The sequence below is a fragment of the Pseudomonas sp. OTU750018 genome (assembly GCF_011636575.1).
In the GTDB taxonomy this organism is placed as follows: Bacteria; Pseudomonadota; Gammaproteobacteria; order Pseudomonadales; family Pseudomonadaceae; genus Aquipseudomonas; species Aquipseudomonas peli.
Map to the genome: position 1 here is coordinate 954,642 of NZ_JAAPAU010000002.1, position 19,683 is coordinate 974,324.

Genomic DNA, 19,683 nt, shown 5'->3' on the forward strand with positions numbered 1-19,683 from the left:
AAATCTTTTTTACCCGCCCAGGTTTTGCCGTTATAAGGTGCGCAAATGGCCCTTGTAGCCTGGAGCAGAACTAATGAGCACTGACAAAGAAGAACTTGAGCTCGACGAAGATTTTGTTGCTGAAGAAGCGGACGATGCCGAAGCACCGGTCGAGGTGGCCAAGACCAACCTGACCAAGCGCCGCATCATCGATAACTTCCTTGAAGAGCGCCGCCTGCACAAGCAATTGGCCGAATACGACTTCGACCTTTAACGATATAGCCAACAAAAAAGCCCCGCTATACTGCGGGGCTTTTTTGTGGCTCAGTTGACTCAGCCGGCCTTAATCGGCGCGCGACGGCGACAACAGCTCAATCTTGTAACCATCCGGATCTTCGACGAACGCCAGAATGCTGGTGCCGTGCTTCATCGGCCCGGGCTCGCGAGTGATCTTGCCGCCGCGGGTGCGAATGTCTTCGCAGGCCTTGTACACATCGGCCACTTCCAGGGCGATATGGCCATAGCCAGTGCCCAGCTCGTAACTTTCCACGCCCCAGTTCTGGGTCAGTTCGATCACGCTGTTGTGCGCTTCATCGCCATAGCCGACAAAGGCCAGGGTGAACTGCCCTTCTGGGTAGTCTTTGCGGCGTAGCAGGGTCATGCCGAGCACTTCGGTGTAGAACGCGATGGATTTATCCATATCGCCGACGCGCAGCATGGTATGCAGCAGTCTCATCAGGTGTCTCCTCATCAATGCCCGGCTGTGTGGGCTTATAAATGCAAACCCCGGCTTATGGCCGGGGCTTGGTGTGGCTCAGGTGCTCAAGTCTATCAGAGCATCTTGCGGCCTTTGCCCGCAGCGATGCGCATGCGCAGAGCGTTGAGCTTGATGAAACCGCCGGCGTCCGCTTGGTTGTATGCACCGCCATCTTCTTCAAAGGTGGCGATATTGGCATCGAACAGCGAATCATCAGACTTGCGACCAGTGATGATCACGTTGCCTTTATACAGTTTCATCCGTACCACGCCGTTCACGTTGGCCTGAGACGCATCGATCATCTGTTGCAGCATCAGACGCTCAGGGCTCCACCAGAAACCGTTGTAGATCAGGCTGGCGTATTTCGGCATCAGCTCATCTTTGAGGTGAGCGACTTCACGGTCCAGGGTGATCGACTCTATGGCGCGGTGACCTTTTAGCATGATGGTGCCGCCAGGGGTCTCGTAGCAGCCACGGGACTTCATGCCAACAAAGCGGTTTTCAACGATATCCAGACGACCGATGCCGTTTTCGCCGCCGATGCGGTTCAGCTCAGCCAGGACGGTGGCCGGGCTCATGGCCTTGCCGTCGATGGCGACGATGTCACCGGCGCGGTAGGTCAGCTCGATATAGGTTGGGGTATCCGGCGCGGCTTCTGGCGACTTGGTCCAACGCCACATGTCTTCTTCGTGCTCGGTCCAGGTGTCTTCCAGCACGCCGCCTTCATAGGAGATGTGCAGCAGGTTGGCATCCATGGAGTACGGCGACTTTTTCTTACCGTGACGCTCAATCGGAATGGCGTGCTTCTCGGCGTAGTCCATCAGCTTCTCGCGCGACAGCAGGTCCCACTCGCGCCATGGGGCAATCACTTTTACGCCGGGCTTGAGCGCGTAAGCGCCCAGTTCGAAGCGCACCTGGTCGTTACCTTTGCCGGTGGCGCCGTGGGAAATGGCGTCGGCGCCAGTTTCGTTGGCGATTTCAATCAAACGCTTAGCGATCAGCGGGCGAGCGATGGACGTGCCCAGCAGGTACTCACCTTCGTAGACGGTGTTGGCGCGGAACATTGGGTAGACGAAATCGCGGACGAATTCTTCGCGCAGGTCGTCGATATAGATTTCCTTGACGCCCATGGCCTGTGCCTTGGCGCGTGCCGGCTCGACTTCCTCACCCTGGCCGAGGTCAGCGGTGAAGGTCACCACTTCGCAGTTATAGGTATCTTGCAGCCACTTGAGGATCACGGAAGTGTCCAGGCCACCGGAATATGCCAGGACTACCTTGTTTACGTCGGCCATGCCATCAACTCCACGGGGTTGTGCGGGAAAACCGACGATTCTACTGCCCATGCCGCCTGATTTACAGAGGCGCGACAGCTTGTGACGACCAAGCGACGGATAATTGTTGGACAACAGACGAGTTGCAGGTGCTAGGAGGTGGCCGCAGGATCCGCAGCAGCAGGCGCCGGCTCCGCTGCTGGCGCAGGAGGCACTGCAACTTCCGGCACCCGGTCAAGCAGAATGGTTACTCGGCGGTTCTTCGCCCGATTGGCTTCGTTGTTATTAGGCGCCACCGGGTAGCGCTCACCATGAAAACGCATGGTGATCTGCTCGGCAGGAATGCCGTTGGCCTTGAGGTACTCCATCACAGCCAACGCACGGCGGCGCGACAAATCGCGATTAGTCAGGCGATTACCGCCATTGTCGGCATGGCCGTCTAGCTGAATGCGATTGACGCTGGGGTCGGCCTTGAGAAAGCTGAGGATGATATCGAGTTTGGCCTGGGCCAGCGGTTCCAGCGCCACCCCCCCACCTGGAAAGCCGACCTGGCTCTTGCGCACTTGATCGAAATTCACCGGCAGCAGCTTGGCCGTGCAATCCAGGTACTCGTGGTAGGCCTTATTGAATTTGGCCGGCAGCAGGCGCACCTCAACCGCGTCACCACCCATGGCTGCGCGGTGGCGTACCAGAGGACTGCGCCCCTCCAACAGACCAGTCAGCAAGCGCGTGCCTTGCTCTTGCGAACTGTTGAACAGCACTTCGGCCGGCATCACATTGACTGAGCCCAAGTTGATATCACCGCGCCCCGGCTGCCAGGGCGCCGCCGCCGCCAGCAAGGTTGCATTGCCGGACCCCAGCCAGCGCTCACGGGCTTTTAGGCTGAAGGTGACCTGTTCGCCCGCACGGCGTACAAACACCCCAGAACCGAAATCGGTGATCGGTTGCGACAGGCGGCACTCGAACTGATCGCCTTCGACCTGCCACTCAATCTTCTCCAGACGAGTCTGGAAGCTGATGGCTAGGACAGGCTGGCTTGCCAGCAGGCAGAGCACCGCGAGTGGGTAGGGTCGCACGACAGACTCCAGGGAATACGGCTTACCTTCTGTCTATCGGTGCCACGGCGGAAAACTTGAGCAGTGCTTTATGGCTATTGCTCGGGGCGGACCATAAACCAACCCCGCCTTCAATCCGCTTTACCCGCGACAGCCGCTTTCAGCGTGCTGCCAAGGGGCTTTTCCGGTAGCATTCTCACTACGTTTTGCCCGCCTGGAAGCTTCCATGACTGACCGCCTTACCCTGCTGCGTCCCGACGACTGGCACATCCACCTGCGCGACGGTGGCGTTCTCCCGCATACCGTCGCCGATGTTGCCCGCACCTTCGGCCGCGCCATCATCATGCCCAACCTGGTACCGCCCGTGCGCAATGCCAGCGAAGCCGATGCCTATCGCCAGCGCATTCTCAGCGCCCGCCCTGCCGGCAGCCGCTTCGAGCCGCTGATGGTGCTGTACCTCACCGATCTGACCCAGCCTGACGATGTGCGCACGGCCAAGGCCTCGGGCTTTGTGCATGCAGCCAAGCTCTACCCGGCCGGCGCGACTACCAACTCCGATTCTGGCGTGACCAGCATCGACAAGATTTTCCCGGTGCTCGAAGCCATGGCCGAAGTCGGCCTGCCGCTGCTGGTGCACGGTGAAGTGACGCGCAGTGAGATCGATGTATTCGACCGCGAGAAGATCTTTATCGGCGAGCACCTGAGCCGTGTGGTCGAGCGTTTCCCGACCCTGAAAGTGGTGTTTGAGCACATCACCACCCGTGATGCGGTGGAGTTTGTGCAAGGCGCTTCGGCCAACGTCGGCGCCACCATCACTGCCCATCACCTGCTGTACAACCGCAACCACATGCTGGTTGGCGGCATTCGCCCGCACTTCTATTGCCTGCCGATTCTCAAGCGCAACACCCATCAGGACGCCCTGCTGGATGCTGCCACCAGCGGCAACGCCAAGTTCTTCCTCGGCACCGACTCGGCGCCACATGCCAAGCATGCCAAAGAAGCCGCTTGCGGCTGCGCCGGTTGCTACACCGCCTATGCGGCCATCGAGCTGTATGCCGAGGCTTTTGAGCAGCGCAATGCGCTGGACAAACTGGAAGCCTTCGCCAGCCTGAACGGCCCGGACTTCTACGGCCTGCCGCGCAACACCGACAGCATCACCCTGGTGCGTGAAGACTGGACCGCACCGGCCAGCTTGCCATTGGGCGAGCAAACCGTTATCCCGCTGCGCGCCGGTGAAACCCTGCGCTGGCGTCTGCTGGAGAACCACGCGTGAGCGAAGACCTGTACGACGACGAACTCGAGAGCAGCAGCCACTCCGGCCCGCGCCACCCGATGGCCGCGCGCTTTCGTGGCTATCTACCGGTAGTCGTGGACGTGGAAACCGGTGGTTTCAACTGCGCCACCGATGCCCTGCTGGAAATCGCTGCTACCACCATCGGCATGGACGAAGGCGGCTTCCTCTACCCTGAGCACACCCAGTTCTTCCGTATCGAGCCGTTTGAAGGCGCGAATATCGAACAAGCGGCGCTGGACTTTACCGGCATCAAGCTCGATCACCCGCTGCGCATGGCCGTCACTGAAGAGCACGCACTGACGGAAATATTCCGTGGCCTGCGCAAATCGCTGAAAGCCAACAGCTGCAAGCGGGCGATCCTGGTTGGCCATAACAGCAGCTTCGACTTGGGTTTCCTCAATGCCGCGGTAAACCGCACCGGCATCAAGCGCAACCCGTTCCACCCATTCTCCAGCTTCGACACCGCCACCTTGGCTGGTCTGGCGTACGGTCAAACCGTATTGGCCAAAGCCTGCCAGGCCGCCGACATCGACTTCGACGGCAAGGAAGCACACTCGGCACGTTACGACACAGAGAAGACTGCCGAGCTGTTCTGCGGCATCGTAAACCGCTGGAAAGAGATGGGCGGCTGGATGGATTTCGACGACTAAAACCCATAGTCGCCGCATAACCATCGCTCATAAAAAAGCCCCGCACTAGGCGGGGCTTTTTATTGGGTCAGGAACAGCGCAGGCCAAGCCTGCGCTGCCTTTATCAGGCGCTTTGCGCCAGGTCCATCAACTCGCGGTTCGCCACAGCGTACATGGCGTAATCGGTGTTGGTGGCCGCGCGCAGCTCGCCGAGCATGACCTTCCAGCGATCCACCAGACGGCGGTGCTGATCCAGCCAAACGCCGACCCGCTCTTCGATATCCGCCGGGCCTTCGGCCATTTGCAGTACCGACACGGTGATGGCGCGCTGCTGCCAGTCCAGGTCATCGCGGAAGGCTTCACGGGCCAGCGCTTGCCAGTTGTTTTCCACCGGCAGGCTGGTGATCTGCTGCAGATACCAGGACAGCTCCAGCGACCCGCCAATGGCAAAGTACGCCGCCGCAACCCGAGCCGGCTCCTGCCCGGTCACGTCCGACGCTTCGATGATCGGCAACAGGGTGTACAGATGGCTGGTACCGGCGACCACACGCGCCAGCTCTTCCGGCACGCCGGCCTCGACATAACCCTGGAAGCGCGCCAGCCACTGTTCACGGGCTGGGCCTTCGAGCAGTTCGTCGAGCCGGCCGACCAGGGCCTCGATACGCGGTGCGAAATGCGCCACGTCACGGGCCGCATCCAGCTCGTTGCGGCGGCTGCGCAGGAACCAGCGCGTCGCACGGCGGCCCAGACGCATCAGCTCATCCATCAACTGCAGTTGCAGCTCAGCTGGGACCTGGTAGTCCAGGGCCTCGATCTGTTTCCACCAATGCGGCAAGCGGAACAGGTCACGCACAATCACATAGGCGCCGGCGACATTCGCCGCGCTCATGCCGGTGGACTCCTTCAGGCGCTGCACAAAGGTGATGCCCATGTGGTTAACCAAGTCGTTGGCAATCTGCGTGCTGACGATTTCGCGCTTGAGGCGATGGCGACGCATCGGCTCACCGAACTTCTTCGCCAACAGCGGCGGGAAGGCGGTTTCCATCTCACGCGCCAGGTACTCATCGTCCGGTACCAAGGATTTCAGCAGCGATTCCTTGAGGTCAATCTTGCTGTAGGAGATCAGCACCGACAGTTCAGGACGAGTCAGACCCAGACCATTGGCGGCACGTTCGTTGAGCTCGTCGTCGGTAGGCAGAAACTCCAGGGCACGATCCAGCTTGCCGGCCGCTTCCAGAGCCGTCATCAGGCGCTTGTACTCACTCACCCGCTCACGCGCACGGCGCTCAGCCAGCGACAACGCCTGGGTCTGCTTGTAGTTGTTGCCCAAAACCAGGCCACCAACAGCATCGGTCATTTCCACCAGCAGCTTGTTGCGCTGCTTGCCGGTCATGTCACCCGCGCCGACGATTTCGCCGAGCAAAATCTTGATATTCACCTCATGGTCGGAGCAGTCCACACCACCGGCGTTGTCGATAAAGTCGGTGTTGCTCTTGCCGCCATTGAGGCCGTACTCGACACGACCCAGCTGGGTCATGCCGAGGTTACCGCCCTCACCCACCACTTTGGCACGCAGTTCGCGGCCATCCACGCGCAGCAGGTCGTTGGCCTTGTCGCCGACATCGGCGTGGCTTTCCTTGCTGGATTTCACGTAGGTGCCGATGCCGCCGTTCCACAGCAGATCCACCGGTGCTTTGAGCAAGGCGTTCAGCAGTTCGTTTGGCGCCAGCTTGTCAGCGCTGATGTCGAAGCGCTCTTTCATCTGCGGGCTGATGGCAATGCTCTTGGCGCTACGCAGGAAGATCCCGCCACCCGCCGAAATCAGCTTGGCGTCGTAATCGGCCCAGCTGGAGCGCGGCAGATCGAACAGGCGCTGACGCTCAACAAAGCTCTTGGCCGCATCCGGGTTGGGGTCGATAAAGATATGCATGTGGTTGAAGGCTGCGACCAGCTGCAGGCTTTCCGACAGCAGCAAGCCGTTGCCGAATACGTCGCCAGCCATATCGCCGATGCCGATTACGGTGACGTTGTCTTTCTGCACGTCGATGCCGCGCTCGCGGAAATGGCGCTGTACCGAGACCCAGCCGCCCTTGGCGGTGATGCCCATGCCTTTGTGGTCGTAACCGGCCGAGCCGCCCGAGGCGAAGGCATCGTCTAGCCAGAAGCCGTATTCGGCAGCAATGCCGTTGGCGATATCGGAGAAGGTCGCGGTGCCTTTGTCGGCCGCCACCACCAGGTACGGATCGTCGCCATCGTGACGCACCACGTTCTGCGGTGGCACCACGGCGCCGTCTTTCAGGTTGTCGGTGATATCCAGCAGGCCGCTAATAAAGATCCGGTAGCAGGCAATACCCTCGGCCAACACATCATCACGGCTGCCGCCAACCGGCAGGCGTCGTGGGATAAAGCCGCCCTTGGCACCCATCGGTACGATGACCGCGTTCTTCACCTGCTGCGCCTTGACCAGGCCCAGCACCTCGGTGCGGAAGTCTTCCTCACGGTCCGACCAGCGCAGGCCGCCACGGGCGACGTCGCCAAAGCGCAGGTGCACCCCTTCGACACGCGGCGAGTAGACGAAGATTTCGAACTTCGGCGTCGGCCGTGGAATATCCGGAATCGCCCGCGGATTGAGCTTGAAGCTGAAGTAGGACTTGTTCTGCCCGGCCGCATCGGTCTGGTAGAAGTTGGTGCGCAGTGTGGCTTTGATCAAGTCCAGGTAGCGGCGCAGGATGCGGTCTTCGTTAAGCACCGCAACGTTGTCCAGCGCGGCGAGAATCGCCTGCTCGAGCTTCTGCTGCTTGTCTTCCAGGTCATCAGCGGTGAGCTTGCGCGCCAGGTAGAAACGCGTTTTGAACAGGCGCACCAGCTCCTTGGCGATATCAGCGTGGTTGACCAGGGTGCTGGCGATATAGCTGAGGTCGAAGCCCAGTCGAATCTGCTTGAGGTAGCGGGCGTAAGCACGCAGCAACGCCACATCACGCCACGGCATGGCGGCCATCAGCACCAGACGGTTGAAGCCGTCGTTCTCCGCTGCGCCGCCAACGATATTGACGAAAGCGCCCTGCAGGGTGTCGTTGAGCTGCTGGATATCAACATCCAGGCCTTCGGCATAGGTGAAGGCGAAGTCGTGAATCCAGAACTCGCGGCCATCAGCGCGGCGCAGTTTGTAAGGGAACTCGCCCAGTACGCGCAGGCCGAGGTTTTCCAGAATCGGCAGCACGTCCGACAGCGGCAGCGGCGTATCAGCGTGATACAGCTTGCAGTGCAGCTGCTGCTCACCCTGGGTCAGCGGCTGGTAGAAGCTCATCACCAGCTGACGCTCATTGTTCAGGCTAAGCAGATGCTGCATGTCCACCACCGCCGAGTGCGGGGCGAAACGCTCGCGGTAACCGGCCGGGAAACCGCCGGGGAATTCGCTGAGCACTTCGGTGCCCTGGGCTTCGCCGAGGCTTTCGACGATCAGGCTGGTGTAATCGTCCTTCCACGAACGGCAGGCCTGAATGACTTCTTTTTCCAGGCGCAGCGGGTCGATCTGCACGCGGTTCTTCGGGTCGACCTTGAGGATGAACTGCACCCGCGCCAGTACCGACTCGGAGAAGAAGGTCCAGAACTCGCAATCGGTGGCCTGCAGACGCTCCATCAACACCTGCTGGATCTTCATGCGGGTTTCGGTGGAGTACACGTCGCGTGGCACATAAGCCAGGCAGTAGCAGAAACGGCCGTACGGATCGCGGCGCAGGAACACGCGAATCTTGTTGCGTTCCTGAATCTGCACGATCGCCATGGTGGTGTTGAACAGCTCGTCCACCGGGGTCTGGAACAGATCGTCACGCGGCAGCACTTCCAGGACTTGAGCCAGCTCTTTGCCTAGGTGCGCGCTGCTGTCGAAACCTGAACGCTGCTTGATCACCGCCACCTTGCGGCGGATAAACGGAATGTTCCACACGCTCTCGGCATACACCGCCGAGGTGTACAGGCCCATAAAGCGGCATTCCTTGATCACCTTGCCTTTGGCGTCCAGCTCGCGAATCGACACCAGGTCAGGATAAGCCGGACGGTGCACGCGGCTCGGCACGGCAGCCTTGGCGAAGGACAGCAGCTGCGGCTCGCGCAGGTAGGCCACGGCTTCCGGTTCGATATGCAACTCATCGGCCTTGAGGCCGCTGCGCAGGCGCTTGGACAAGCCCAGCAGGGACTTCTCGTCATAGACCATGCTGCCGCCGCCAGTGCTGTCGGCAACGGTGAATTCTTCATAGCCGAGGAAGGTGAAGTGGTCGTCGAGCAACCAGCTCATGAATACCTTGATCTCTTCCAGCTCGGCGCCTTCAACCTTGAGTTTGGCCTTGTCCAACCAAGCCAGCAGTTCCTTGGCCTTGGCTTTCATCGGCTGGAAGTCGGCGACGCTCAGGCGTACATCGCCAAAGACTTCTTGCAGGTCCTTTTCCAGGGTCTTCAATTCACCGGCGTTGGAGCAGCGGTCAATCTCCAGGAACATCAGGGCTTCCTGCTGCACATCCTTGCCCTGGGCACCCTTGGGCAGAATTTCCTGCAGCTCGCCGCTTTTGTTGCGGCGCACGCTGAACACGCTGTTCTGCAAGGTGTGGATGCTATAACCGCGACGGTTCAGCTCCATGCGCACCGAGTCGACCAGAAACGGAATATCGCTGTGCAGAATTTCTACGGCAGTGTGGGTGGACTGCCAGCCGTGCTTTTCATAATCGGGGTTGAATACCCGCACTTCAGGCTTGGCCGGTTCAAAACGCTCCAGCAACCGCCAGGACGACAAGGTGCAACCGACCAGATCAGAGAGACGACGCTGGGTCAGCTCCTCGAGGGCGATGATGCCGAAGAATTGCTCGGCGAACAGGGCTACTTGTGGCAAAGCCTGTTCACTGACGTGCTGCGCCAGCGCCGTTTGCAGGTGGTGCTGAAAATCGGCTTTGCTGGCCGCCGTAAAGAACGCCATGGGTTTGCTCCGTTTGGCTTGTTATTCGTCAGGGGACTCGATCAAGGCAGTCACGAGTAATGACCTTCGCCACAACCTTGTTGTTCAACGTTAGTCTAGGAGGCCGCGATTGCATTAAAGTGGCTGCCACTTAACTCTGGCGAGATTCAAGACTCGCTGGTCACATTTGCCGGATGAGCTTAACGATGGAACACCGTGAAGCGCTTGTCGCGCTGCGACATTTTCTTTCAAGTCAGATCCTCGGCCAGGAAAAACTCATCGAAAGGCTGCTGATTGCCTTGCTCGCCGATGGCCACATGCTGGTCGAAGGCGCTCCCGGTCTGGCCAAGACCAAGGCGATCAAGGAGCTGGCCGAAGGTATCGAAGCCGAGTTCCACCGCATTCAGTTCACCCCTGACCTGCTCCCGGCGGATATCACCGGCACCGAGATCTATCGCCCGGAAACCGGCAGCTTCGTGTTCCAACAGGGGCCGATCTTCCACAATCTGGTGCTGGCCGATGAAATCAACCGCGCCCCGGCCAAGGTGCAATCGGCGTTACTCGAAGCCATGGCCGAGCGCCAGGTCAGCGTCGGCCGCAGTACCTATCACCTGTCGCCACTGTTTCTGGTGATGGCCACGCAGAACCCGATTGAGCAGGAAGGCACCTACCCGCTGCCCGAAGCCCAGCTCGACCGCTTTCTCATGCACGTGAAGATCGGTTTCCCCGATGCCAGCGTGGAACGCAAGATCCTCGCTCAGGCCCGTGGTGAAGCGCTGAATGGTGAAACCAAGCCCGAGCAATTGGTTAGCCAGCAGGCAATCTTTGCCGCACGCCAGGAAATTCTCGGCCTGTATATGGCCGACGCAGTGGAAGAGTATTTGGTGCAACTGGTGATGGCCTCACGCACACCGGCCAAATTCGACCCGGAGCTGGCCGAGTGGATTGCCTACGGCGCCAGCCCGCGCGGCTCGATTGCCCTGGACCGCTGTGCACGGGCCCACGCCTGGCTCGCCGGGCGGGATTTCGTCAGCCCGGAAGATATCCAGGCGGTGCTGTTCGACGTGCTGCGCCACCGCATCATTTTGTCGTTTGAGGCAGAAGCCGCCGGCATCGACCAGGACCGCGTGGTGCAGCGCATTCTCGACGTTGTGGCGGTCGCCTAACCACCATGCACGACCAACCCACGCAGCCCGGCATTCGCGTCAGCCTCGGTGAACTGATCGAGATGCGCCACCGTGTGCGTGAGGTGCAGCTGTTTTCCACGCCGGCGCGGCGCAGCCCGCTGATTGGTCTGCACCACTCCAAACTGCGCGGGCGCGGCGTGGACTTCGACCAGGTGCGCGTGTATCAGCCCGGCGACGACGTGCGCACCATCGACTGGCGAGTGACCGCGCGCACCCAGGAACCGCACACCAAGCTGTTCCACGAAGAGCGCGAGCGGCCGATTTACATCATGGTCGAGCAGAGCAAACGCCTGTTCTTCGGCTCCGGGCTGATGTTCAAGTCGGTGCTCGCCGCACAGGCCGCCAGCCTGATCGGCTGGGCCGCGCTGGGCCATAACGACCGCATCGGCGGCTTGGTCTTTGGCGATCTGGAACACCACGAAATCAAACCACGACGCAGCAAGCAGAGCCTGCTGCAACTGCTCAGCCGCCTGGCCAAAGCCAATCAGGCCCTGAGCAACGACAGTCAGGGCGGCCGCGACAGCTTCGGCCTGGCCTTACGCCGCGCCCGCGAAGTGCTGCGCCCCGGCAGCCTGGTGGTGATTTTGTGTGATGAGCGCACACTGAACGACAGCAGCGAACAGCAGTTGCTGCTGTTGGCGCGGCATACCGACCTGCTGTTGCTGCCGCTTTCCGACCCGCTCGACCATGCCCTACCCAATGCCGGCCTGCTGCGCTTTACCGAACATGGTGCGCAACTGGAGCTGGATACCCAGGACGCCGAACTGCGCCAGGCCTACCGTAGCCTGGCCGATGCCCGCCAGGCGCGCTGGCAGCGCCTGGCGCAGAAGCTCGGCGTGCCGCTGCTGGCCCTGAACACCCAGAGCGAGATGATCGAACAACTGCGCGAGCACCTGAATGCCCAGCGGCCGAGGAAAGCCCTGTGAACCCGCTGGACCTACTCGAACCACTGATCGCCCCTGCGCCAATCAGCTGGTGGCCGCCGGCACCGGGCTGGTGGCTGCTCGCGGTGCTACTGCCGCTACTCTTGTGGGCCGCGTTCAAACTGCTTAAACGCCTGCCGCGCAAAGCGGCCGGGCAGTTGGCCGAAGCGCCGCTCGACCCATTGCGCCAGGCCGCGCTGAACGAACTCGAACGCCTGAGCAAACCTTACGACGGCGTCGATGCCGGCCCCTGGCTGCAACAACTCAATGCCATCCTCAAACGCCTGTGCCGCGAACGTTACCCACAAAGCAACAGCCATATTCTGAGCAGCCGCGCCTGGCTGGCCTTTCTCGACAGCCGCTGCCCAGCCGCCGGCCTGACTCGCTGGATGATTCTGGTGGAAGGCGCCTATCGCCCGCACTGCAACCTGGATGACAAGGCCATCGCCGGGCTCAACCAGGCCGTAGCGATCTGGATTCGCAAACATGTTTGAGTTTGCCTGGCCCTGGGTCTTTCTGGTCGCCCCGCTGCCCTGGCTGCTGCGGGCCTGGCTACCGCCTGCGGACAGCGGCGAAGCAGCGCTGAAAATCAGCTTCCTGGCCGAACTGGAAGGTTTGAGCGGCCGCCGCGCCCGCGTACGGCTACCTGCCCTGCGACAACAAGCACCGTTTGCACTGATCTGGCTGTTACTGCTGCTCGCCTGCGCGCGCCCGCAATGGCTGGGTGAGCCGCTGCCGTTGCCGGCCAGCGGCCGCGACCTGCTGCTGGCGGTGGATGTATCCGGCTCCATGGATTATTCCGACATGGTGTGGGAAGACCAGGAAGTCAGTCGTCTGACCCTGGTCAAACACCTGCTCGGTGAGTTTATCGATGGCCGTCAGGGTGATCGGGTTGGTCTGATCCTATTCGGCAGCCGCGCCTACCTGCAGTCGCCGCTGACCTTCGACCGGCAGACCGTGCATACCTGGCTGGATGAAGCGCAGAAAAACATCGCCGGACCACAGACCGCCATCGGCGACGCCATTGGCCTGGCGGTCAAGCGCCTGCGCGAGCGTCCGGCGCAGAGCCGCGTACTGGTGCTGGTGACTGACGGTGCCAACAATGGCGGCGAAATCGATCCCTTGACTGCCGCACGCCTGGCAGCAGAGGAAGGCATCACCATTTACCCGATAGGCATCGGTGCCGACCCCGAGCAAGGCGGCGTACTCGGCATGCTCGGTTTCAACCCCGGTATCGATCTGGACGAGCCTAGCCTGCGGGCAATTGCCGAAGCCACCGGCGGCGAATACTTCCGCGCCCGCGACAGTGACGAACTGCAGGCGATCGAAGCCACCCTCGATAGACTGGAGCCGGTGGCGCAGAAACCGACTCTGGCGCGGCCGACCTTGCCACTCTATCCCTGGCCGCTGGGCCTGGCCCTGCTGTTCAGCCTGCTGCTGGTCAGCCAAACACTCTGGCCAAGCCTGCAACAACGCTGGCGTACTCAGCTGACACGGCTACGGGGGAAACCGTCATGAGCGAACTGACCAGCCTCTGGCCCCACTGGCAACGCCCCTTCTGGCTGCTGCTGATACCGCTATTGGGCTTTTTGCTCTGGCAGCTTTGGCACCGGGAGAAACGCAGCGGTCGCTGGCAAGCGTTGCTGCCGGCCGCGTTCCAGTCCGCGCTGCTAACCGCCACCGGTGGGCGCAACAGTCGCCTGCCCTGGCTGGCCCTCGGCCTAGCCTGGCTCATTGCACTATTGGCGCTGCTAGGCCCCAGCTGGCAACGCATCGAGCAACAGAACCCCAAGCCGGCCGACCCGCTGGTGGTACTGCTCGAACTGACCCCTGAGATGCTCGCCAGCGACGCCTCACCCAATCGCCTGGCCCAGGCTAAGCGCAAGCTGCTCGATCTGCTGGAAGCACGGCAGGATGCGCAAACCGCCATTGTCGTGTATGCCGGTAGCGCACATACCCTGGTGCCGCTCTCCGACGACCTGGCCACCAGCCGCAACCTGCTTGATGCACTAAGCCCAGAAATCATGCCCGAGCCTGGCAAGCGCGCTGACCTGGCGGTGATCAAGGCGCTGCAACTGCTCGAGCGGGGCGCCCAGGGCAATGGCCGCCTGCTGCTGCTAACCAGCAGCCTCGACGAGACGCAACGCCAGGCCATCACCCAGGCGCTCGGCCGCCGTGGTGAGCGCCTACGCATTCTCGGCATTGGCAGCACCCAGGGCGCGCCGATCATTCAGGAGGACGGCTCATTCCTCAAGGACGCTCAGGGCACCATCCTGCTGCCACGCCTGGACAGCAACGGCCTCAAACGCTTTGCCAACGAGCTGGGTGGTCTGTATCAGGGCGTAACGCTGGATGAGCGCGATCTGCGCAACCTCGGCCTACTCGATGCGCCACAACAACTGCGCCGTGACGGTGAGCTGACCCAGCTGCAAGCCTGGGCAGACCAGAGCCACTGGCTGCTTCTGCCCCTGCTGTTACTCGCTGCCTGCGCTGCACGCCGCGGCTGGCTGCTGTGCCTGCCGCTGTTGCTGCTGAGCATGCCGCAGAACAGCTATGCCTTCAGCTTCGATGACCTCTGGCTACGTGCCGATCAACAAGGCCAGCGCCTGCTTGAGGCGCAACAACCGGCAGAAGCCGCGCAGCGTTTCCACGATCCACGCTGGCAAGGCCAGGCGCTCTACCAGGCCGGCGATTACGCTGCGGCCGCCGAACGCTTCGCCAATGGCGAAAGCGCCAGCGACCACTACAACCGTGGCAACGCCCTGGCGCGTAGCAACGAACTGGAAGCGGCCCTAGACGCCTACACCCAGGCGCTGGAACTGCAACCCGACTTGGCTCAGGCGCAAAAGAACAAAGCTCTGGTCGAAGAGCTGCTGCGCCAAAACCAGCAGCAACAGCAGAATCAAACCGACGAGCAGCAGAATCAGCCCAGCAGCCAGCCGCAGGCAGGCCAGTCCGATCCAGACGCACAACAACAGGCAGAGCAATCGCCGGCCAAGCCGTCCGAGCCAGAGGACAAGGGTGAAAAACCCGCACAACCTGGCGCAGATGAAGACGCGGATACACCGCCGAAACAACCAGAAGAAGACGACAGCGACAGCGGCGAAGAACAGATCGCCAGCGCCGAGCCGAGCCTCGACGGCGAGCGGCGTCAGGCATTGGAACAATGGCTGCGGCAGATCCCCGACGATCCGGGCGAGCTGCTGCGGCGTAAATTCAGGCTGGAACAACAACAGCGCCAGGAACAACTGCAATGAGCCGACTGCTCTGTACCCTTCTACTTGGCCTACTGGCCCTGAACGTCAGCGCGCAAAGCCTGACCGCCAGCGTCGACCGTACGCGCCTGGATGCCGGCGAGAGCGTTGAGCTGACCCTGGAATCGGATGACGCTACGCTGTTCGGCAAACCCGACCTGCAGCCGCTCAATGAGCTGTTTGAGGTGCTCGGCACCCGCCAGGTCAACCGCCTGACCAGCGGCAGCAACGGCGCCCAGGCGAGCACGCGCTGGATCGTCACCCTGCAACCCAAACACAGCGGTTATGTGGTGATACCGCCGCTCACACTCGGCCAGCTACAAAGCGAGCCGATTACCCTGCATGTTCAGCAAGCCGCGAGCGCCGAAGACAGTCGACTGGCACCGGTGTTTATCGATGCCAGCCTGGACCAGGAAAGCGTCTACGTGCAGGCGCAAACCGTGCTGACACTGCGCATCTACCACTCCGTTTCACTGTACGACGACAGCAGCCTGACCCAACTGGAGATGCCCCAGGCGCGCGTTGAAGCACTTGGTGAACCGCGCACCTACGAGAAGGACATCAACGGCATACGCCATGGGGTAATTGAACTGCGCTACGCGATTTTTCCCCAGGAAAGTGGTGACCTGCTGATCCCCTCGCAAGCCTTTACCGCCACTGCTGTTGATCGCTCCGCCAGCAATGCCTACAACCCGTTCGGTCCACGCCCCGGCAAAGTGGTGCGGGTCCGTTCGCCGGAAATTCCGCTGACGGTGAAAGCCAAGCCAGCCAGCTACCCGGCCGACGCGCCCTGGCTGCCGGCGCGCGCACTTAGCCTGAGTGAAGTCTGGAGTCCACAACCGGAGACGGCCCGCGTCGGTGATTCGCTGACTCGCAGCCTGCTGCTCAAGGTCGAAGGTTTGGCCAGCGCACAATTACCGCCCTTACCCGCCACCCAGGTTGCCGGCCTGCGCCGCTACCCCGACCAACCCCAATTAGCCAATCAGGCCAACGACAACGGTCTGGTGGCCAGCCGTGAAGAACGTGAAGCACTGGTAGCCAACCGTGAAGGCGAGATCACCCTGCCGGCAATCGAAGTGCTGTGGTGGAACACCACGACCGACCAACTCGAACGCAGCAGCCTGCCCACGCGTAAGCTGCAGGTGGCCGCAAATCCTAACCTGGAAACCCTACCGATCGAGGTAGCAAGCCCAACCGTGCGCGAGGTGGACAATGCCCACCTCTGGCCCTGGCAACTCAGCACTGCACTCCTAGGCCTGACCACCCTGCTCGGGTTTACCCTGTGGTGGCGCGCGCGGCGCCAGCCTCCAGTGCTGCCTAGCCAGCAGACGGGGCCAAGCCAGCGCAACCTGCTCGATGACCTTAAGCGCAGCTGCCTGGCGAATGACTCGCAGGCCACGCGCCATGCGCTGGACGCCTGGGCCCGGCAGCAGCCGGAAACCCTCGCCGATATGGCCGCGCGTTTTATCCCACTGTCTGAAGCCCTAGACGGCCTGAACGGCGCACTGTACAGCGAAAGCGGCCAGCACTGGCAGGGCCGTAACCTGTGGCTGGCGATTCGCAGTCTGCCCCCCACAGAAGACCTTGAGAGCACCACCAATCCGGATACCAGCGCTCTGCCTCCGCTGTATCCGCGCTAACAGCGGCACGCTTTGCCGGATGCGGGCCGGTCATGCATTCACCATCCCACGACATCCTCTTGGTGGCTCACCCGTATAGAGCTCATGCGATTCTGGAGGAATAATCATTAATAGGGTGGAGCGTGGCATAGAGCCCGACTTGGGCATCAATTGCGCAATATTTTCACCGCCTAACCTAGCAAGCACTCATCGACTTATCCTTTCCGGTGGACTACAAGTCCGGCCATATAGGAGCAGACTTGTCCGCGAAACTGCCGGAACCAGGCACGAAGCGCGGGCAAGTCCACACCACAAAGGCCATCTGCAAACCTAACCCTTAGACAATAAAAAACCGCGACCCTAAGGCCGCGGTTTTTCGTGTTGCGACTGCGTATCAGACTTAGGCCTTGTTGCGCAGCTTCTCAGGGTTAATCAGGAAGCGGGCAAGTGCAGGCAGCAGCCAGATAGCGCCAATCATGTTCCAGAGGAACATAAAGGTCAGCATCAGGCCCATGTCAGCCTGGAACTTGATTGCCGAGAAGATCCAGGTGGCCACACCGATCGCCAGGCAGATACCGGTGAACAGCACCGCTTTACCGGTCGACTTGAGGGTCTCGTAGTAAGCCTCCTGCAGCGACAAACCCTGACGCAGGTAGGTTTCCAGACGGCTGTAGATGTAAATGCCGTAGTCGACACCAATACCCACACCCAAGGCGATTACCGGCAGAGTCGCCACCTTCACACCGATGCCCATAAAGGCCATCAGGGCGTTACCCAGTACCGAGGTCAGCACCAGCGGCAGCATCACGCAGAGCGTCGCAGCGAAGGAGCGGAAGGTCAGCAGACACATGATGCCTACTGCGGCGTATACCGCGAGCAGCATGGTGGTCTCGGACTTGGCGATCACTTCGTTGGTAGCGGCTTCAATACCCGCGTTACCCGCTGCCAGGATGAACTCCAGACCGTCCTTGTTGTTTTCCTTGGCAAAGTCTTCAGCAACTTTCACCGCACGCGACAGGGTTTCTGCCTTGTGGTCGGTGAGGAACACCAGCAGCGGCGCCACCGAGCAATCACCGTTGTACAGGCCATCAGCTCGGGCAATGGAGTTGTTCAGCACGTCTTGGTTGCGCGACAGGGTTTCCCATTTCAGGTTGCCCTCGTTCATGCCTTTGATCACCTGACGCGACACGGTGACCATGGAAATGGCCGACTGCACGCCTTCGGTGTTCTCCATCTTCCACATCAACTCATCCATGGCCGACAGCGTCGGATAAGTCGAGCAACCTTCAGCTGCCGTCTTGACCATGATCACCAGTACATCGGAGCTGGTGGAGTAATTACGGATGACGAAGTCGTTATCCAAGTTGTAGCGCGAATCCGGGTGCAGCTCAGGCGCACCCTGGTCGAGGTCACCGATCTTCAGGTTCTGCCCGTACCACACACCACCGGCCAGCGCCGCGACCGCAACCACCACGGAAATCGGCGCTACCATCGGATGCGCGCAGTTGGAGATAAAGCGCCAGAACGGGTGCTCCTTGTCGGCTTCTTCGCGGCTGATCTTCACCGCCTTCTTGCTGATGCCGACATAGGAAATCATGACTGGCAGCAGAATCAGGTTGGTCAGAATGATCACCGCTACACCCATGGATGCGCCGATGGCCAGCTCACGGATAACACCGATATCAATCAGCAGCAGGGTGATAAAGCCCACGGCGTCCGACAGCAATGCCACCAGGCCAGGAACAAACAGCTGACGGAAAGCCATACGTGCAGCGGACAACGAATCAGTTGCTTCGCCGGAGGCCATGGCGATGCCGTTAATCTTCTGTACACCGTGGGAAATGCCAATGGCGAAGACCAGGAATGGCACCAGCATCGAGTAAGGGTCCAGCCCAAAGCCCAGGGTGTGCAGCAGGCCCAGCTGCCAAACCACGGCGATCAAGGTTGCCACGACCACCGCCAAGGTGCTCTTGAAGCAGTGGGTGAACCACAGCAGCAGCACGAAGGTAATGGCGATTGCCACAGCAAAGAACAGCGCTACGCCGATCAGACCATCAATCAAATCACCCACTTTCTTGGCAAAGCCAATGATATGGATTTTGACGTTGGGGTTTTGCGCCTGGTACTTATCGCGGATCTTCTCTTCCAGCTCGTGGGAGAACTTCTGATAATCCAGCGGGATCTGCTTGCTCTGATCGTTCGGATCGGCATAGGTCTCCAGCAATGGCAAGTCAACAATACTCGACTTGAAATTGTTGGCGACCAGACGGCCGATCTGCCCGGATTTGAGGATATTGCTGCGCAGTTCCTCAAGGCTTTCGGAAGAGCCATCGTAAGTTTGCGGGATCACTTCGCCGCCGGCAAAACCCTCTTCAGTCACTTCGGTCCAGCGTACGCTTGGGCTCCAAAGTGACTTCAGCCCGGAACGGTCAACGCCCGGAATATAGAAAGCTTCGTCGTTGATCTGACGCAGCGTCTCCATGTATTCCTTGCTGAAGATATCGCCATCCACCGCTTCCACCGAGATACGCACGGTGTTGCCCAGGTTAGCCAGGTCATTGCGGTGTTCGAGCATCTTCTGGATGTACGGATGCCCCAGCGGAATCATCTTCTCGAAGCTGGTCTGCGGACGCACCTGCGCCGCTTGGTAGAACAGAAACAGACTGATCAACAGGCACAGCAGAATCACGGCCGGGCGATTGTTAAAGATCAACCGCTCCAGGAAGGAGGCAGATTGTTGTTGATGCTTACTCATGCAAAGGCTCCCGGC

At 60.8% G+C, this 19,683-nt stretch carries 14 protein-coding genes; 9 read left to right on the forward strand and 5 right to left on the reverse strand.

The features are described from left to right. Positions 1 to 73 precede the first annotated feature (73 nt). Positions 74 to 253 carry a PA3496 family putative envelope integrity protein gene (locus tag HCI85_RS13390; protein ID WP_090252365.1) on the forward strand — a complete coding sequence of 60 codons (180 nt, stop codon included), beginning with the start codon at positions 74 to 76 and terminating at the stop codon, positions 251 to 253. A 69-nt stretch (positions 254 to 322) separates the two neighbouring features. Here HCI85_RS13390 and gloA read toward each other — a convergent pair whose 3' ends face one another. The 3 genes from gloA to HCI85_RS13405 all read right to left on the reverse strand — a co-directional run bounded on the left by gloA (position 323) and on the right by HCI85_RS13405 (position 3,083). Further along, positions 323 to 715, reverse strand: a complete 393-nt coding sequence (gloA, locus tag HCI85_RS13395) for a lactoylglutathione lyase (protein WP_160087797.1) — start codon at positions 713 to 715, stop codon at positions 323 to 325. Between the two features lie 95 nt (positions 716 to 810). Continuing rightward, entirely contained in the window at positions 811 to 2,028 is a 1,218-nt protein-coding gene (locus HCI85_RS13400; RefSeq protein ID WP_090252361.1) for an argininosuccinate synthase, read from the reverse strand. 131 nt (positions 2,029 to 2,159) lie between these two features. After that, complete coding sequence (locus HCI85_RS13405) at positions 2,160 to 3,083, reverse strand: flagellar protein MotY (protein ID WP_167145162.1); 924 nt, start codon at positions 3,081 to 3,083, stop codon at positions 2,160 to 2,162. 205 nt (positions 3,084 to 3,288) lie between these two features. Between HCI85_RS13405 and pyrC the strand changes: the two genes are divergently transcribed. After that, positions 3,289 to 4,335 carry a dihydroorotase gene (gene pyrC / locus HCI85_RS13410; protein ID WP_167145164.1) on the forward strand — a complete coding sequence of 349 codons (1,047 nt, stop codon included), beginning with the start codon at positions 3,289 to 3,291 and terminating at the stop codon, positions 4,333 to 4,335. Then, a complete protein-coding gene (gene rnt / locus HCI85_RS13415; RefSeq protein ID WP_167145167.1) occupies positions 4,332 to 5,006 on the forward strand; it encodes a ribonuclease T in 675 nt (224 codons plus the stop codon). Before pyrC ends, rnt begins: the two co-directional genes overlap by 4 nt. Positions 5,007 to 5,109: 103 nt before the next feature. On the opposite strand, the gene HCI85_RS13420 is transcribed toward rnt, so the two are convergent. Further along, a complete protein-coding gene (locus HCI85_RS13420; RefSeq protein ID WP_167145169.1) occupies positions 5,110 to 9,951 on the reverse strand; it encodes an NAD-glutamate dehydrogenase in 4,842 nt (1,613 codons plus the stop codon). A 185-nt stretch (positions 9,952 to 10,136) separates the two neighbouring features. On the opposite strand from HCI85_RS13420, the gene HCI85_RS13425 reads away from it, so the two are divergent. From HCI85_RS13425 to HCI85_RS13450, 6 genes are read left to right on the forward strand one after another with little or no spacing between them, the layout of a single operon-like run. Continuing rightward, the gene (locus HCI85_RS13425) at positions 10,137 to 11,096 is read left to right on the forward strand and encodes an AAA family ATPase (RefSeq protein WP_090252347.1); all 960 of its coding nucleotides are present in this window, start codon (positions 10,137 to 10,139) and stop codon (positions 11,094 to 11,096) included. Between the two features lie 5 nt (positions 11,097 to 11,101). Continuing rightward, positions 11,102 to 12,043, forward strand: a complete 942-nt coding sequence (locus HCI85_RS13430; protein WP_167145171.1) for a DUF58 domain-containing protein — start codon at positions 11,102 to 11,104, stop codon at positions 12,041 to 12,043. Continuing rightward, a complete protein-coding gene (locus HCI85_RS13435) occupies positions 12,040 to 12,534 on the forward strand; it encodes a DUF4381 domain-containing protein (protein WP_167145173.1) in 495 nt (164 codons plus the stop codon). Before HCI85_RS13430 ends, HCI85_RS13435 begins: the two co-directional genes overlap by 4 nt. Further along, positions 12,527 to 13,558 (forward strand): vWA domain-containing protein, encoded by a 1,032-nt coding sequence (locus HCI85_RS13440; protein ID WP_167145175.1) that lies wholly within the window; start codon positions 12,527 to 12,529, stop codon positions 13,556 to 13,558. Before HCI85_RS13435 ends, HCI85_RS13440 begins: the two co-directional genes overlap by 8 nt. A 5-nt stretch (positions 13,559 to 13,563) precedes the next feature. Further along, positions 13,564 to 15,297, forward strand: coding sequence for a VWA domain-containing protein (locus tag HCI85_RS13445; RefSeq protein ID WP_167145763.1), 1,734 nt, complete (start codon positions 13,564 to 13,566; stop codon positions 15,295 to 15,297). Next, positions 15,294 to 16,934 (forward strand): BatD family protein, encoded by a 1,641-nt coding sequence (locus HCI85_RS13450; RefSeq protein ID WP_167145177.1) that lies wholly within the window; start codon positions 15,294 to 15,296, stop codon positions 16,932 to 16,934. The genes HCI85_RS13445 and HCI85_RS13450 overlap by 4 nt, the downstream gene beginning before the upstream one ends. 379 nt (positions 16,935 to 17,313) lie before the next feature. On the opposite strand, the gene HCI85_RS13455 is transcribed toward HCI85_RS13450, so the two are convergent. Further along, on the reverse strand, positions 17,314 to 19,668 hold the full coding sequence (locus HCI85_RS13455; RefSeq protein WP_160087813.1) for an efflux RND transporter permease subunit: 2,355 nt from the start codon (positions 19,666 to 19,668) through the stop codon (positions 17,314 to 17,316). Positions 19,669 to 19,683 lie beyond the last annotated feature (15 nt).

Bases quoted from the DNA above. Each gene is read 5' to 3' on its own strand.
- HCI85_RS13390 (WP_090252365.1), top strand. From the start codon at position 74: ATGAGCACTGACAAAGAAGAACTTGAGCTCGACGAAGATTTTGTTGCT.
- gloA (WP_160087797.1), bottom strand. From the start codon at position 715: ATGAGACTGCTGCATACCATGCTGCGCGTCGGCGATATGGATAAATCC.
- HCI85_RS13400 (WP_090252361.1), bottom strand. From the start codon at position 2,028: ATGGCCGACGTAAACAAGGTAGTCCTGGCATATTCCGGTGGCCTGGAC.
- pyrC (WP_167145164.1), top strand. From the start codon at position 3,289: ATGACTGACCGCCTTACCCTGCTGCGTCCCGACGACTGGCACATCCAC.
- HCI85_RS13420 (WP_167145169.1), bottom strand. From the start codon at position 9,951: ATGGCGTTCTTTACGGCGGCCAGCAAAGCCGATTTTCAGCACCACCTG.
- HCI85_RS13425 (WP_090252347.1), top strand. From the start codon at position 10,137: ATGGAACACCGTGAAGCGCTTGTCGCGCTGCGACATTTTCTTTCAAGT.
- HCI85_RS13430 (WP_167145171.1), top strand. From the start codon at position 11,102: ATGCACGACCAACCCACGCAGCCCGGCATTCGCGTCAGCCTCGGTGAA.
- HCI85_RS13440 (WP_167145175.1), top strand. From the start codon at position 12,527: ATGTTTGAGTTTGCCTGGCCCTGGGTCTTTCTGGTCGCCCCGCTGCCC.
- HCI85_RS13450 (WP_167145177.1), top strand. From the start codon at position 15,294: ATGAGCCGACTGCTCTGTACCCTTCTACTTGGCCTACTGGCCCTGAAC.
- HCI85_RS13455 (WP_160087813.1), bottom strand. From the start codon at position 19,668: ATGAGTAAGCATCAACAACAATCTGCCTCCTTCCTGGAGCGGTTGATC.